General features: G+C 62.2%; 11 protein-coding genes and 5 pseudogenes. 7 read left to right on the forward strand and 9 right to left on the reverse strand.

What is annotated here, in order from left to right; translation table 11 throughout:
* The first annotated feature begins 177 nt into the window (after positions 1-177).
* From BRAD285_RS06065 to BRAD285_RS36665, 6 genes and pseudogenes are all read left to right on the forward strand, one after another.
* Positions 178-1377, forward strand: a complete 1200-nt coding sequence (locus BRAD285_RS06065; protein WP_087877558.1) for an IS256 family transposase — start codon at positions 178-180, stop codon at positions 1375-1377.
* A 75-nt stretch (positions 1378-1452) separates the two neighbouring features.
* Positions 1453-1743, forward strand: a pseudogene (locus BRAD285_RS06070) (transposase domain-containing protein); the annotation flags it as partial.
* Positions 1740-1961 (forward strand): hypothetical protein, encoded by a 222-nt coding sequence (locus tag BRAD285_RS06075; protein WP_087877584.1) that lies wholly within the window; start codon positions 1740-1742, stop codon positions 1959-1961. The pseudogene BRAD285_RS06070 and the gene BRAD285_RS06075, both read left to right, overlap by 4 nt.
* A gap of 232 nt (positions 1962-2193) precedes the next feature.
* Positions 2194-2672 (forward strand): annotated as a pseudogene (locus BRAD285_RS06080) (IS3 family transposase); the annotation flags it as partial.
* Between the two features lie 385 nt (positions 2673-3057).
* The gene (locus tag BRAD285_RS06085; protein ID WP_006613026.1) at positions 3058-3705 is read left to right on the forward strand and encodes an FkbM family methyltransferase; all 648 of its coding nucleotides are present in this window, start codon (positions 3058-3060) and stop codon (positions 3703-3705) included.
* A 25-nt stretch (positions 3706-3730) separates the two neighbouring features.
* Positions 3731-3826, forward strand: a pseudogene (locus BRAD285_RS36665) (transposase); the annotation flags it as partial.
* A 34-nt stretch (positions 3827-3860) separates the two neighbouring features.
* Here the strand turns inward: BRAD285_RS36665 and BRAD285_RS06090 are convergent.
* The 9 genes and pseudogenes from BRAD285_RS06090 to istA all read right to left on the reverse strand — a co-directional run bounded on the left by BRAD285_RS06090 (position 3861) and on the right by istA (position 13402).
* Positions 3861-4104 (reverse strand): annotated as a pseudogene (locus BRAD285_RS06090) (hypothetical protein).
* 2 nt (positions 4105-4106) lie between these two features.
* Complete coding sequence (locus tag BRAD285_RS06095; protein WP_157681673.1) at positions 4107-5756, reverse strand: IS66 family transposase; 1650 nt, start codon at positions 5754-5756, stop codon at positions 4107-4109.
* A gap of 69 nt (positions 5757-5825) precedes the next feature.
* Positions 5826-6173: an IS66 family insertion sequence element accessory protein TnpB gene (tnpB, locus tag BRAD285_RS06100; protein ID WP_087877585.1), complete on the reverse strand. Its 348-nt coding sequence runs from the start codon at positions 6171-6173 to the stop codon at positions 5826-5828.
* A complete protein-coding gene (locus tag BRAD285_RS06105) occupies positions 6170-6559 on the reverse strand; it encodes a transposase (protein WP_157681659.1) in 390 nt (129 codons plus the stop codon). The genes tnpB and BRAD285_RS06105 overlap by 4 nt, the downstream gene beginning before the upstream one ends.
* A 56-nt stretch (positions 6560-6615) precedes the next feature.
* Positions 6616-7497 (reverse strand): IS30 family transposase, encoded by an 882-nt coding sequence (locus tag BRAD285_RS06110; RefSeq protein WP_197696973.1) that lies wholly within the window; start codon positions 7495-7497, stop codon positions 6616-6618.
* Between the two features lie 44 nt (positions 7498-7541).
* Positions 7542-7670, reverse strand: a pseudogene (locus tag BRAD285_RS06115) (IS3 family transposase); the annotation flags it as partial.
* Positions 7671-7941: 271 nt separating this feature from the next.
* Entirely contained in the window at positions 7942-10011 is a 2070-nt protein-coding gene (locus tag BRAD285_RS06120; protein ID WP_172889748.1) for an NEL-type E3 ubiquitin ligase domain-containing protein, read from the reverse strand.
* Between the two features lie 1067 nt (positions 10012-11078).
* Positions 11079-11903, reverse strand: coding sequence for an IS21-like element helper ATPase IstB (istB, locus tag BRAD285_RS06125; protein WP_006611535.1), 825 nt, complete (start codon positions 11901-11903; stop codon positions 11079-11081).
* On the reverse strand, positions 11900-13402 hold the full coding sequence (gene istA / locus BRAD285_RS06130; protein WP_244563594.1) for an IS21 family transposase: 1503 nt from the start codon (positions 13400-13402) through the stop codon (positions 11900-11902). Before istA ends, istB begins: the two co-directional genes overlap by 4 nt.
* A gap of 553 nt (positions 13403-13955) precedes the next feature.
* Here istA and BRAD285_RS06135 point away from each other — a divergent pair.
* A complete protein-coding gene (locus BRAD285_RS06135; protein ID WP_035648604.1) occupies positions 13956-15155 on the forward strand; it encodes an IS256 family transposase in 1200 nt (399 codons plus the stop codon).
* The last annotated feature ends 123 nt before the right edge of the window (positions 15156-15278 follow it).

A 15278-nucleotide genomic window follows, 5' to 3' on the forward strand; every position in this document is an offset into this window, starting at 1 on the left:
AGCTCCGCTTCACCGCGTTCGGTCGTGTCCCCGGGCGTGGTGTAACTCGGTAGAGCAAAGCCGTCCGCCCGCGCGCTCCCCCATAGCGCTGTAGCGGGTGGACGGCTTTGCGGTGGTCACCGGCGATTGCCCGGTAGGGTCGGGTTGCTGACACCAACCTGATTCGAGGAACCACCGATGACCGACGAGATGATGAACCTTCGCGCACTCGTGGAGAAGGCCCCGGACGCGGATCTTCTGCGCGAGATGATCGGCTTTGCAGCGCAGCGGTTGATGGAGATGGAAGTCGCCGGGCTGACCGGGGCGGCCTATGGCGAGAAGAGCTCCGAGCGTCTGGCGCAGCGCAACGGCTACCGTGACCGGACCTGGGAGACGCGGGCCGGTTCGGTCGAGCTGCGCGTTCCCAAGCTGCGCAAGGGAAGCTACTTCCCGGGCTTCCTGGAGCCGCGCCGGATGGCCGAGAAGGCGCTGACCGCCGTGATCCAGGAAGCCTACGTCCAGGGCGTCTCGACCCGTTCGGTCGACGACCTCGTGCAGGCGATGGGGATGAGCGGCATCTCCAAGAGCCAGGTGAGCCGGCTCTGTGGCGAGATCGACGACAAGGTGAAGGCCTTTCTCGCCCGTCCGATCGAAGGCGACTGGCCGTATCTGTGGATCGACGCCACCTACGTGAAGGTGCGCCAGAACGGGCGCATCGTCTCGGTCGCGGTTATCGTCGCGATCGGCGTCAACAGCGACGGCCGACGCGAGGTGCTGGGCATGGACGTCGGCCCGTCCGAGGCCGAGACGTTCTGGACCGCGTTCCTGCGCAAGCTCACACGCCGTGGACTGCGTGGCGTGCAGCTCGTGATCTCGGATGCTCACGAGGGCATCAAGGCCACCGTCGCCAAGGTGCTCAATGCCACCTGGCAGCGTTGTCGCGTTCACTTCATGCGCAACGCTCTCGCTCATGCCGGTAAGAGCGGGCGCCGCGTGGTCTCCGCCTTCATCGCCACGGCCTTTGCCCAGGACGACGCCGAGGCAGCCAAGGCGCAATGGCGCAAGGTCGCCGACCAGATCCGTCCCAACGTGCCCAAGCTCGCCGCCCTCATGGATGAGGCCGAGCCTGACGTGCTCGCCTATATGAGCTTCCCGGCACAGCACCGCGCCAAGCTGCACTCGACCAATCCAATCGAGAGGGTCAATGGCGAGATCAAGCGCCGCACCGAGGTCGTCGGCATCTTCCCAAACGAGGAAGCAATCGTCCGTCTCGTCGGTGCGATCCTGCTCGAGCAGAACGACGAGTGGGCCGTCCAGCGCGCCCGCTACATGACTCTGGAAACCATCGCGCCTTTGAGCGATGATCCCATTGCTGGCCTGCCCGCCGTGGCAGGCTGACCAGCTCGGCCCGCACCGGAATCGCCCGGTGATCCACCATGCCAGCTACACCACTCTATGGGACACGATCCCGCGTTCCTCGATGACGGGCGGATCTGCCTCTCGAACAATGCCGCGGAGCGCGGTCTGAGAGGCATCGCTCTCGGTCGAAAATCCTGGCTGTTCTGCGGCTCCGATCGCGGAGGTCGGCGCGCGGCGGCCATGTACAGCCTGATCGTCACGGCCAAAATGAACGGAATCGATCCGCAAGCCTGGCTGACCGATGTCATTGACCGGATTGCCGCTCACCCGTCCCAACAGCTCGACGAACTGCTGCTCTGGAACTGGACGCCTCAGGCCGCAGCGCTCTCCACCCGAGCGGCATGACCACGCACGTCAACAAAGTTCACCACGTCACCACCATCGCCAAGGTTGCCCAGGACCTCGGTGAAGATGAAGAATGGTTGCACGACGTCGCCAGCGAATTGGACATCGAGGATGGCGTCATCTGGGTCTACGGCGCTGGTGACGATGGCGTCATGGCCTTGACCGACTTCGGGATCGACAACCTGATCGAGCTTGTCAAAGCGCGTCGGCAGCTCTGAAATCTCTTTCCAGATGACGCCGCAAACCGGCACCCCCTGCGGCCTACGGCGGATGCTTACCTTGCGACGCTTCTTGCCACGAAAAACTGACCTCAAATCCATGACGCCAGCCGCCATCAGACAACGCGTCCACCGCCTCAACCATACCCCGCGCAAGTGTCTGGACTTCCAGACACCCGCCGAGGCATTCTCAAAACTCAAATCAACCGTTGCACTTCAAACGTGAGTCCATCAGGCCAAATTCGGCGGAATGGACGTCTCGGAGGTCAAGCGGCTGAAGACGCTGGAGGACGAGAACACGCGGCTCAAGCGGCTGCTGGCGGATGCCCTGCTGGACAATGCCGCCCTGAAGGATCTCCTGGGAAAGAAGTGGTGACGCCCGCGGCGAAGCGGAAGGCTGTCGTACATCTCGTGGGCGTTCACGGGATGAGCAATCGGCGGGCGTGTAAAGCCGTCGGCTGTTGCCGCATGACGGTCAGATATCAGACGAGCCGGGCCGATGATGCCGGGCTGCGGCAGCGCATGAGGGCGATCGCCCATGAGCGCCGCCGCTTCGGCTATCGTCGCCTGCACGTCCTACTCAGGCGGGAGGCCTACCTGGTCAATCACAAGATGCTGTTCCGGCTGTACCGGGAGGAACGGCTCACGGTGCGCCGCAGAGGTGGCCGCAAGCGGGCCCTCGGCACACGTGCGCCGATGACGGTGCCGCTGCCATACTCGGGCAAGACCCATTAGAAGCCATAGTTGATACGCTAGCTATTGGACGAAACTAGCATTGATTCTTCTCGCATCACATTTGCGGGCCGTCAGACCAAGCATGAACTACACAGTATTGGAACGTACTTTTATACCGCGCAGCATACCATGGCGCAGACCCCACTCCGAATGCCCGCCCGTAGAACACCGCCAAGGTTCAGCTTTAAGTCCAAGACAAAAGAGCGTACATATACTTCATTTGATGCAGACGCTGTCCAAATATTGCGAGCGGCCCTCAGATAAAAGGAACTTCTTATCGTCGATAATGCACCTTCCTACAAGCGGTATGATATGCATTTTTGGAAAGCCCCCCCCGCTCTGCACACTATGGAAAGCTCTCATGTCGTCAGTAGAAGTACATAAGGACATCCTATCCCTTCTGAAAAAGCCCAATCCGGTTATCCTAGATATCGGCTGCAATGACGGAACTGATACGCTCGCGTTCCTCGATTTGTGCCCGCAATGCAAGCTCTACTGTTTCGAGCCAGATCCCCGAGCGATCGCTCGCTTTAAAAGAAAGCTGGGCAAATCCCTCGATAAAGTGGAACTTTTTGAAGTCGCAATTAGCGACCGGAATGGGACAATCGACTTTCACCCCAGCAATGCGGACGGGGATGCGAAGAATTGGGATCTATCAGGTTCAATACGCCGTCCGAAGAACCATTTGATCGAATATGATTGGGTTCGGTTTGAACATCCCTTCTCGGTTAAAACGCGTCGGCTGGACGACTGGAGCCGCGAAGTCCAGCTAGGTGAAGTCGACTTGATCTGGATGGACGTTCAAGGAGCCGAAGCTGACGTCATCGCCGGCGGGATGCGGACCATGAGGTACTCGCGTTTCATCTACACCGAATATAGCGACCGCGAACTCTATGAAGGTCAGCCGACCCTGCAAGCCATTCTGGGGTTATTGCCATCATTTGAAGTAACGGTTAACTACCCCCGCACAGCAGAAGGTGACGTGTTGCTGAGGAACAGACAAATGTAGCATGCTGCCGATTTTGGCCGTCCAGGGCATCAAGGCCACCGTCGCCTAGGTGCTCAATGCCACCTGGCAGCGTTGTCGCGTTCACTTCATGCGCAACGCTCTCGCTCATGCCGGTAAGAGCGTAAGCACCCGGCGTAGGCCGCAGTCTGACTATATTATCTGGATTGCCGGCGTTTGAGCAATCCTTGGTTCTCCTTGTGCATTCGAACTTGTTCGATCAGATTTTCGACGCCCGCGTTGGTGAAGGCCTGGACGCCATCTTCTCCGACGCCATAGACCCAGACCACGCCGTCCTCGATCTCCATCTCGTTGGCCACGTCGATCAGCCAGCCTTCATCTTCCCCGAGGTTTCGCGACCTGGGTGAGGGTGGTGACGTGATGAACCTTGTTGACGTGCATGGCTATGCCGCTCGAGCGGAGAGCGCTGATGCCGGTGTCCATTTCCAGGGCAGCAATTCGTCCAGCCGGTGAGCCGGGTGAGAGGCGATGCGCGCGAGGACATCGGCGAGCCAGGCCTGCGGATCGATGCCGTTCATTTTGGCGGTGACGATCAGGCTGTACATCGCAGCTGCGCGCCGGCCGCCGCGATCAGACCCGCAGAAGAGCCAGGATTTTCGACCTAGGGCGATGCCTCGCAGACCGCGCTCGGCGGCATTGTTGGAGAGGCACACACGACCGTCATCGAGGAACAGCGTGAAGCTCGGCCATCGCTTCAGCACGTAATTGAATGCCTTGGCAAGGTCGTGCCCCCGGGCGAGCTTGGCGAGTTGCTCTTGCATGTAGAGCCGCAGGTCTTCGGTCAAAGGCCGACTGAGCGTCTGCCGTGCTTCGAGACGCTCCTGCGCGCTTTTGCCATTGATGGAACGCTCGATCTCGAACAACGCATCGATCCGGCGCACGACCTCGATTGCGATCGGAGAAAGCGGGATCTCCTTCTTGCCCGCAGCCTTGCGGCGCGCATTCTCCTCCAGATCGGCCATGGCAAAGAACGGGCGCCGCGCATGCGCCCAGCACGACGCCTCGTGGATCGGTCCAGGGCCGCGTCCAGCCAGATAGAGCTGGTTATAGCCGTCATAGGCGTCGGCCTGCAGGATGCCGGTATACCGCGCCAGATGCGCCTGCGGATGCTCGCCCTTGCGATCACGCGAGTAGTAGAACATCGCTGCCGGCGGGTCCGCACCACCGAACGGCCGGTCGTCCCGGACATAGATCCAGCACCGCCCCGTGTCAGTCTTTCCCTTGGCCAGCACCGGCACGGTCGTATCGTCGGCATGAAGGCGCTCGGCCGTCATGACATGCGCTTCAACCAGGCGCAGCAGCGGGTCCAGCGACGCACAGACCGACCCCACGGCATCCGCCATGGTCGAGAGCGCTATCGGCACGCCCTCCAGCGCGTAGCGCTCGGCCTGGCGGTTCAAGGGCTGATGCTGACCGAACTTCTCGAACATGATCATCGCCAGCAGGCTCGGCCCGGCCCATCCCCGCGCCACGGCATGGAACGGCGCCGGCGCCTGGCTGATCTTCTCGCAGTCCCGGCAGGAGAACTTCTCCCGCCCCGTCTCGATCACCTTCCATTGGCGCGGCACCACCTCCAGCGTCCGCGTCACGTCCTCGCCGAGCTTGCGCAGCCGCTGGCTGCCGCAGCATTCGCAAGCCGCCGGCGGCTCGATCACCACCCGCTCGCGGGGCAGATGTTCGGGGAAGGTTTGTCGCTCGGTGCGCTTGCGCGTGAAGGCGCGGACCGTGCTGGTCTTCGCCGCGGCGCGTTCCGCCGCAAGCTCGTCCTCGGTGGCGCCAGCTTCCAGCTCTTCGAACGTCAGCGCCAGTTGTTCGAGCAGGCGTGATGAACGCTCCGACCGCTGCCCGTAAATCTGATGCCTCAGCTTGGCGATCTGCAGCTTCTGGGACGCGATCAGGGCTTCGTCTTCCGATGCCTTGGCTCGGGCAGCCGCAAGCTCGGCAGCGACCTCCAATCCCTTCGCGCGCTCGGCCCCCAACGCCTGTTTCAGGGCGACGACGTCATCCGGTCCAGCATCGCAATCAGCTTTCATGCGACGTAGTGAATCACAGATCAGGCCGGTTGGAACTCCCTAAATACCGGAATCCGCAACTATCTCTGCTCAGCCTGCGCTTTGTGGCCGCCATGTCAGCTGCGGATTCCTCCAATCGATCGCCTCAAGCATGTAGGCCATCTGCGCGGCCGAGATCGACACCGCGCCATTGGACACCGAAGGCCAGATGAACTTTCCTCGGTCGAGGCGCTTGGCGTAGAGCGACAAGCCGATCCCGTCATGCCACAGGATCTTGACCAGATCCCCGCGACGGCCGCGGAAGATGTAGAGATCGCCGGCGTGGGGATCTCGCTTCAAAATCTCCTGGACCATCAGGGCCAGGCTCTGCATGCCACGGCGCATGTCCGTGTGGCCGGTCGCAATCCAGACCTTGACGCCGCTCGGGATCGGAATCATCGCGGCCTCAAAAGGTCGAGAATGCGCCGAAGTGCCTCGGTGTCTACGTCGCGGTCGACGCGCACGCAGCAGTCGTCCAGTTCGATCTCGATCTTTCCGGCCCGCATGCTCGGTGCGGCACGCGATGGCGACGGTGGTGATGGCACCCTCGTCAAGTCGTCAGCCTGCGACGACACGATGGCGACAGGAACGATAGCCGGCACAGCCTCGGCACCCAGCCGGCCCTGCCGCGCCTGCCGGCGCCAGGTGAACAGCAGGCTCTGAGCCACCCCATGCCGCCGGGCAACTCCGCAGACGGTCTGCCCGGACTGCATCGTCTCCTCGATCAGACGAACCTTATCCTTATAACTCCATCGACGCCGCCGTTCGGCGCCCAAAACTTCCATCTGCATCGCCGCATGACCTCAAGGCTGGACTTAAGGCCATATCCTTAGGGTGCCGGTCACGCCGAACAAGGCGGCCTACGCCGGAGCGATACGTCGCAAGCGACCGATCGAGTTTTCCGCGCCTCCCTTTTGCCAAGAGCTGTGTGGATCGCAGAAGAAGGTTGGAACGCCCAGTTTTTTGTGGAGCCTGTGATGCTCTGCGAACTCGGTTCCGTTGTCGAAGCTGACGGTTTTCGCATCACCTGAGGAAGCTTGCGGAGTTGTCGGGCGATCACTTGAGCGGTGAGGAGCGCCTTTCGGTCAGGAAGGTGCTGAACGATACTGAAGCGGGTTTGCCGTTCGTGCAGGACGAGCAGGCCCTGACCATAGCTGGCGAACAGCATGAAGTCGGCCTCCCAATGGCCCGGCTCCCGGCGGCTCTCCACCTCAGCAGGGCGCTCGCTGATGGGGCGGCGCTGCTTGATGAAGCTGGCGGGGCTCCCGCTTGGCCGCCTGCGACGTCCTCGCCTGAGCTTATGGCGTGGTAGCAGACGATGCCAATAATCCTTCTGAGCCGTCCGATGATAGATGAAGCGATAGATCGACTCATGGCTGATGATGACGCGACCATGCTCTCGCGCCAGCCGGCCAGCGACTTGCTCTGGCGAATGTCCCATCGCAAGGCTTTCGCCGACGAGCTTGCGCAGGTCCGGCTGGCGCGCCAATTTGAAGCGACCATCCCACTTGCGCCGACGCTCGGCCAATTGCTGAGCTCGGACAGGTTCATAGCCTCCCTTCCAAACCCTCGTGGATTGCGAGTTGCGGCGCAGTTCCCGACTGATCGTCGAACGCGCTCGGTCGAGCGCAAGCGCTATCTCGTTTTGAGATTTGCCGTCCGCATGCAGACGATAAATCTCGATACGCTCCCTAAGGCTGAGCTGGCCGTAACATTGTCCCATCGCCACAACACCCTAACAGGTGTTGCACTTGTGTCGTGAGCTTAGGCCTTCCACTTGTAAATGCTGGCGTCGCTCACGCCATGCTTGCGGCACAGATCGGCGACCGCAACGCCAGCCTCGTGCTCCTTCAAAATCCCGATGATCTGCTCTTCCCTAAAGCGGCTGCGCTTCATGCTCTGGTCCTCTCTAGGGGCCAGAACGAACTTCGAACTGGATTAAGCCCTAGGGGCAAGGTCACTTCTGCGGCTCATTGCCAATCTTGGCGACAATTGGGGTCACTGCCGGCCAGCACGAAGGGGCTCGCTTGCGCGATCCGGAACCATCCGAACCGCTCGGGCCTGGACCTCGGGTGAGATCTTGCTCGTCGGCTTCTCCGTAGTCACTCCATCCTCTCAGAAGATGGAACGTGGGGGCGCTCAGCGTTCTCATAGCGCAAGGGCTTCTTCATAGGGTGAGGCCGTGCTCATTGAGAACCTTGTCTCTAAGAGCCCCCTTGATCTCGCGTGCGATCTCTTTGCGAATAGCGGGACCTAACTCGCGCTTGGCGTCTTCAACCAAGTCAGCTTCAGCCCCGGTCAGGCCTTGGTCGGCCAGCTGTTGCTGCAGCCGGTTATCGAACTCTGTTTCCATTGCAGCAATAAGCTGGTTCTGAGCCATAGCGTGGTCTTCGGGGGCGATGTGACTCACGACGTCATCCCAAGGTTGCCAGTCCAGCGCCAAATAGTCGGCGAATTCCGCCACTTCTCGGTCCCGCACGGTAGCTTCTGCGCTGTCAACGTCAGCGTCGGTCACGCCGGAAACCGCAAAAAAGCGCATGTTCGGTGCGACGTGTTGCAGCCCAAGTCGCTCGCGGAGCCTATTTTGATAGGCAAGGAAGACCTCGATAGCGTCAATATCTTGGACGCTGTCGACCGAGCCTAGTGAGTGAACCTTATCGCGCGCAATTCTCTCCAGCGCATCCAGGCGGAACATGACCCGGCCCAATTCAACCAGATCTGGAAAACGGTCATTGCTTTTATAGACGCCGTTTTTGACGTCGGCGATGAGGCGTGCGGTCTGCATGCCGTTCCAGGTCAAAGTCCTGCGATCCTCGCAGCTCTCGTTGGCGTCGAGGGCCAGCTCAAAGTAGCGCGTACGTAATTCCGGGTCTTTCGCCGCTTGGCGCAGATCATTGGCCACCGAAAGCCGGAATTCTTCGTTCTCAGCGTTCACGGAGTCGAACAGTCTGCCAAGGAAGAGCGCGTATTCCTGGGCGCCCGGCTCTTCAGCAACGTCCTTCCAAGCTGTCAGCACCTCTTCATCGCCCTCTTGTTGGTTGCCCCGGAGCCAATTTGAGACCGTTTCAATGAAATCATATTCCTGTTCATCGTCGGTCCCAGACAATTCACTTTCGTCATTGTACGAATAGTAGACGGTCGGACCGCCATAGCCTTCGGCTTGTAGGGCTGCCTGCAGGTCCCTGAGCACCTGTTCAGGCAGAGGATTATCGTCCAGAATTACACTGTCATTATCGGAAAATTGCGTTAGCAGGTCGTCCGGTAGACTCGACAATTGGTTTTGGCCGACGTCGAGACGCACCAGCGAAGCAGGCAGTTGCTGCGGCAGACGTGTTAGTTGGTTTTCGCTGGCGTAGAGGAACTCGAGCATGGTGGGAAGGACCTCCGGTAGATTTGTCAATTGATTGTGGCTGACGTTAAGAGTCTCCAGTGAGGCAGGGAGCACCTCAGGCAGTTCTTGCAACTCATTGTGGTGTAGGTCGAGAAACTCGAGCTCGGCAGGTATGACCGCCGGCAGGCTCCGCAGCCGGTTGGAGCTCGCGTCGAGAAATCTCAGCTCGGTCGGGAGTACGGGCAGGGTTGTCAGCTGATTGCCCCTCACGTCGAGAACGGAAAGTGTAGCAGGCAGATGCTGCGGCAGACGCGTCAGTTGGTTTCCGCTGGCGTTGAGGAACTCGAGTGTGGTGGGAAGGGCTTCCGGTAGATTCGCTAATTGATTGTCGCTCACGCGAAGATACTGCAGTGAGGCAGGGAGCAACTCAGGCAGTTCCTGCAACTCATTGTGGTTGAGGTCGAGGAATGTCAGCTCGGTCGGGAGTGCGGGCAGGGTTGTCAGCTGATTGCCCCTGACGTCAAGACGCATTAGCGAAGCGGGCAGGCTATCGGGCAGAGTGGTCAGCCGATTGAAGGGCACGTCAAGTTGAACGATAGCGCTCGGAAGTCTAGGCAGGCTAGTAAGGAACAGCGATTCAAGATTCAGCCAAACGTTCTCGCCGAGAGCATTCACTCGGCGCACCGCTTCATCCCGATCCTCAAGTATGCCCGCCTCCGGTTCAGCAGCCCAGTCTTCAAGCGCCTCGTTGTTGGCACCTGCGTCGGCGGAGGGCGCGCAGTTTGCGTGGCCTGTAACGACCGCGTTCCACTGCGCCGCCGCTCCGTTTTGTCCGCCCTCTTGTCCTGAAGACTCAGGAGGGATGCCTGCGCCGGGCTGTACCTGTCCTGTCTCGAATGGATTCATCTTACCTTCCTTTGCAAAACTAGCTAAACTCGGTCCCTGGTGACTTATTCTGGAACGTAATATACTCAGCTGTTGATAAGCTGACAGACCGTTGACCGTGGATCGCAACGATGCCGAGGTCGCGAAGATGTGGCAGGACGAGCGACGACGGCCACGCCGTTGATGGCGTCGGCGATGAAGTCGCCGACAGTTGATGCAGTTGGGGTATACGTGGACATCGTCCTTGTCGACGTGCTGGCGCGCCGATTCGCGGTGAAGTAGATCCAGCAGAGCCCCCAGCGGATCCCGGGGCTGATCTTTTCCTGAGCCCGGCGCACTAGGCTTCGTGCCTGATGAGCGGCGGTGCTTCGCGCGGCGAGCTTCGATCTTCCGCATTGTGACCGGACCCGAGTTGCCTGCGCTCGACGCTCACACCACAAGTCGACGCCCTTGGTCAGGCCAGACTTTCGTCCGGGTACTTTCGGCTGTCGAGCTGAGGGCCGCCTTCAGTTAGGCAACGCATTTCTGGCATTGCTGGTGGGACGAGACGCTGTGGCGGGCGGCGTTCAGCTGCTGCCGGTCGAGTTCAAGAATGCTCTTCGCGCGAGGACCTGATTGCTCTCCTGGACGAAGGCTCGCCGGACCTCATCGTTGGTGCCCTCGCTCGGCGGCTTCTCGCGCTTGTTGATTTACCTCGGCCGCGCCCGCATTCGCATATAGCTTAAGCAGAAGCCGGCCTAGCGTCCAGGCGACAGCTCCCTCGTCGGCAGGACGTCCTCTGGTGCCTCCGCGTACCGCGTCTCGGCGTAGAGTTCGGCCGCCCGCTTGCGCGCGTCCGAGATCGAGAGGAACTGGGGACGATGCGCTCGCAAATCGCCGAGAACACGCTTCGTCTTAGAGACCGCAACGACCATTTGGTAGTCCCGTCTCGGACGCGGACGTCACATAACTATAGCGCGACGATCAGGATGAGAACTTGGCGTCAATCTGGATGAGAAGATTGGAGCCGGGTGGCCGGATCATTGTCGCTGGCTCCCGGCTTGGCAAGGGCTGATTGACGCTGGGCGACAATCAGCATTGCCGCAGCGTCAATCAGCCGTGCTTTCGACCTCCTTCGGTGTGGCGTGAACCGGCGGTCGGCCGGCGCCGCGCTTGCGGCCGAGGGCGGCCTTGCGGCGGTAGCTCTCGACGTTCATCTCGATGATCGTGGCGTGGTGGACGAGACGGTCGACGGCGGCGAGCGTCATGGCCTGATCGGGGAAGATGCGGCCCCACTCGCCGAACGGCTGATTGGCCGTGATGAGCAGCGAGCGCCGCTCGTAGCGGGTGGCTATCAGTTCGAACAGCACGCTGGTCTCGGCCTGATCTTTCGACACGTAGGTGATGTCGTCGAGGATCAGCAGATCGTAGCGGTCGAGCTTGGCGATGGCCGCTTCCAGCGCCAGCTCTCGCCGCGCCGTCTGCAGCCGCTGCACGAGATCGGTCGTGCGCGTGAACAACACGCGCCAGCCGTTCTCGACGAGGGCCAGGCCAATGGCCGCGCTGAGATGGCTCTTGCCGCCGCCGGGCGGACCGAACAGCAGCAGGTTGGCGCCAGACTCGAGCCAGACGTCGCCCGCGGCGAGCGCCATCACCTGCGCCTTGGACAGCGTCGGCACGCTGTCGAAGTCGAAGCTCGCGAGCGTTTTGCCGGCAGGCAGGCGCGCTTCGAGCATGTGCCGTTCGATCCGGCGGCGACCACGATCGGCGACCTCGTGCTCGGCGAGTGCTGCGAGGAAGCGCGCGGCGGGCCAGCCCTCCTTGTCAGATTGCGCGGCGAGCTTTGGCCAGATCGCCTTGACGCTCGGCAGGCGCAGCTCGGTGAGCAGCAACTCGACGCGCGCGGCATCAATGGGTGTCGTCGTGCTGGTCATGCTGCATCTCCCGTGTTCGAGGTCATCGGCGCAAAGCCCAGGGACGCCAGTTCGTCGTAGGCGGCGAGCGGAGCAAGCTCGACGGCGACGTCGGGGACTGATGCCTGTTCGGGGCGGAAGCGGATGCGGAGCGTGGCGAGATCCGGCAGCCGTCCCGCATCGAGATCGGCGGCAATGGCCTCGGCGAGCTCGGCCTCGCAGGCCCGCTCGTGAGCGAGAGCAAGGGGCTCGACCGTGACCTTGCAGGCATGACGCTCGTCATATCTGTCCTGCAGCGTCTCGAACGCGCGTCGGTAGGCTGCCCGCGGGAACAGCTGATCGCGGTAGACGAGATTGGCAAGTGCCATCGGCTTGCGGCGCAGGGCATGGATGACGTGACGATAATCGACGACGTGTCCGCCCCGGCTTTCCGACACAGGCTGGCCTCGCCTGAGCATCGCGACCTGCGTGGTGCCGAGGAAGCATTCGAGGCGATCATCGAAGATGCGCACGCGCAGACGATGGCCGATCAGCTTCGAGGGCATCGTGTAGAAAACGCGGCGCAGGATGAAGCCGCCCGACGACGTCACGCGGATCACCTTCTCCTCGAAGTCGCTGGTGCGACCTCGCGGCAGCGGTGCCAGCATCTCCTTCTCGATCGCGATCCGCTTGACGACATGGGCGTTGCGCCGGCCGACGACCATGTCGACGAAGGCACGGTAGGCGTCGAGATCGGCGAAGTCGCGCGTGCCCCGCAGCAGCAGCGCGTCCTCCAGTGCCTGCTTGAGATGGCCATGCGCGCTCTCGATCGAACCGTTCTCATGCGCGATGCCGGCATTGTTGCGGGTCGCCACCATGCCGTAATGCTGCATCAGTTGCTCGTAGCGTTGCGTGATGTCCTCGCGCGCATCGATGGCGAGGTTGCGGAACGCCGCCGACAGGCTGTCGCTGCGATGTTCTCTGGGGACGCCGCCGAGCGCCCACAGCGCGTTCTGCAGGCCCTCGGCCAATGCGACGAAGCTCTCGCCGCCGAGCACGACATGAGCGTGCGCGAAGCCGGAGAACGCCAACCGGAAGTGATAGAGCCGGTGGTCGAGGGACGCGCCTGCGATGGTGATGCCCAGCACGCCGGCGTCGGTGAAGTCCGACAGGCCGAGCCGCCCGGGCTCATGCTCCTGGCGGAAGATGACGTCCCGCTCGGGGCCATTGAACGCGCGCCAAGCCGTGATGCGCCGCTCCAGCGTGCGCCGGATGTTGGGATTGAGGTCGGGATGGCGCCGGCGCAGTTCCTCCAGCACGCCAACCGCTCGGATCCCGGGCGCGGCCTTCAGGATCGGCTCGATCTCCGCGTCCCAATAGGCCGCCAGGGGATCAGGCCGGCGCCGGCCACGTGGCGCCTGCTTCTGCGAGGGCAGCCGCGGATCGGCCTCGATCCGGTAGGCGCTCGCCGTCGAAAACCCGGCTTTGGCCGCCGCGGCCTCCGCCGATAACGTCAGTCGGTAACTCATGTATAGCCTCATCTGGTGGTCGGTGATGTGGAGGCCAGGCAAGCCGTCGATCCCCTCTTGTCGAGACGAATCAACAGCTTGCGCCAACCCCACCCGGCCGCCAGACGGCCTGATAAGGCGCGCCGCCGGCGGGAGCGGTCCTCCGGTCGGGCTACGCCCTCCCTTAGTCCCGCTCCCGCCGGCGCTCTCTCATCCTGATTGTCGCTGGGTTCTCACCTTGATTGTCGCCGCGCACATAACGGACCTGCGTGTCGGCGAAGACGTGCACTTCGTCAGCCTTGGCGACAGCTAGGCCGAGGGGCTCCTGGACGATCTTTCGGGAGGTCTCGACGCGCTGGAATGCTAAGGCGCCGGCTGGCGATTCCCTGACTTGAGTTCCCCTGTCGAAGGATGCCCGCCAGTTTCTGGGGTCGTGTCCCCGGTGGTGGTGTAGCTCGGTAGAGCAAAGCCGCCCGGACGCGCGCTGTCACGTAGCGCCGTAGCGGGCGGGCGGCTTTGCGGTGGTCATCGGCAGTTCTCCGGTAGGATCGGGTTGCGACACGCCAACGCAACCGAGGACCCACCGATGACCGACGACATGATGAACCTGCGAACACTCGTGGAGAAGACCCCTGATGCGGATTTGTTGCGCGAGATGATCGGCTTTGCCGCCCAGCGCCTGATGGAGCTGGAGGTCGAAAGCCAGACCGGAGCAGGCTACGGCGAGAAGACCCCCGAGCGTCTGGCCCAGCGCAACGGCTACCGCGACCGGACCTGGGAGACCCGGGCCGGTACGGTCGAACTGCGTATTCCCAAGCTGCGCAAGGGCTCCTATTTCCCGGGCTTCTTAGAGCCGCGCCGGATGGCCGAGAAGGCGCTCACCGCCGTGGTCCAGGAAGCCTATGTGCAAGGCGTTTCAACCCGCTCGGTGGATGACCTGGTGCAGGCCATGGGCATGACCGGCATCTCGAAGAGCCAAGTGAGCCGGCTGTGCGGTGAGATCGATGACAAGGTGAAGGCCTTCCTCGGCCGTCCGATCGAGGGCGACTGGCCGTATCTGTGGATCGACGCCACCTACGTGAAGGTGCGCCAGAACGGGCGCATCGTGTCGGTGGCGGTGATCGTCGCAGTCGGTGTCAACAGCGACGGCCGGCGCGAGGTTCTCGGCATGGACGTCGGCCCCTCCGAAGCCGAGACGTTCTGGACCGCGTTCTTGCGCAAGCTCGCCCGCCGCGGCCTGCGCGGCGTCAAGCTCGTCGTGTCCGACGCCCACGAGGGCATCAAGGCCACCGTCGCCAAGGTGCTCAACGCCAGCTGGCAGCGCTGCCGCGTCCACTTCATGCGCAACGCGCTGGCCCATGCCGGAAAGAGCGGGCGCCGCGTGGTCTCCGCTTTCATCGCCACCGCGTTCGCCCAGGACGATGCCGATGCCGCAAAAACGCAGTGGCGCAAGGTCGCCGATCAGCTCCGCCCCAAGCTGCCCAAGCTGGCCGGCTTCCTCGACGAGGCCGAGACCGACGTACTCGCCTACATGACGTTCCCGCCCCAGCACCGGACCAAGTTGCACTCCACCAATCCGATCGAGCGTCTCAACGGAGAGATCAAGCGGCGCACCGAGGTGGTCGGCATCTTCCCAAATGAGGATGCCATCGTCCGCCTCATCGGCGCGATCCTGCTCGAACAAAACGACGAATGGGCCGTCCAGCGAGCCCGCTATGTGACACTGGAAACCATCGCACCGATGAGCGATGATCCTACCGTCAGCCTTCAGGCTATCGCCAGCTGACCAGCCCGGCTCTCGCCGGCGAACGCGGTGACCCACCGCGAGCTACACCACGCCACGGGACACGATCGTTTCTGGCAAAACCACCGCCTCTTTTGCAGGACGACAAGGGGGCGGGAATCTGAC

Source organism: Bradyrhizobium sp. ORS 285, assembly GCF_900176205.1.
Classification (GTDB): domain Bacteria; phylum Pseudomonadota; class Alphaproteobacteria; order Rhizobiales; family Xanthobacteraceae; genus Bradyrhizobium.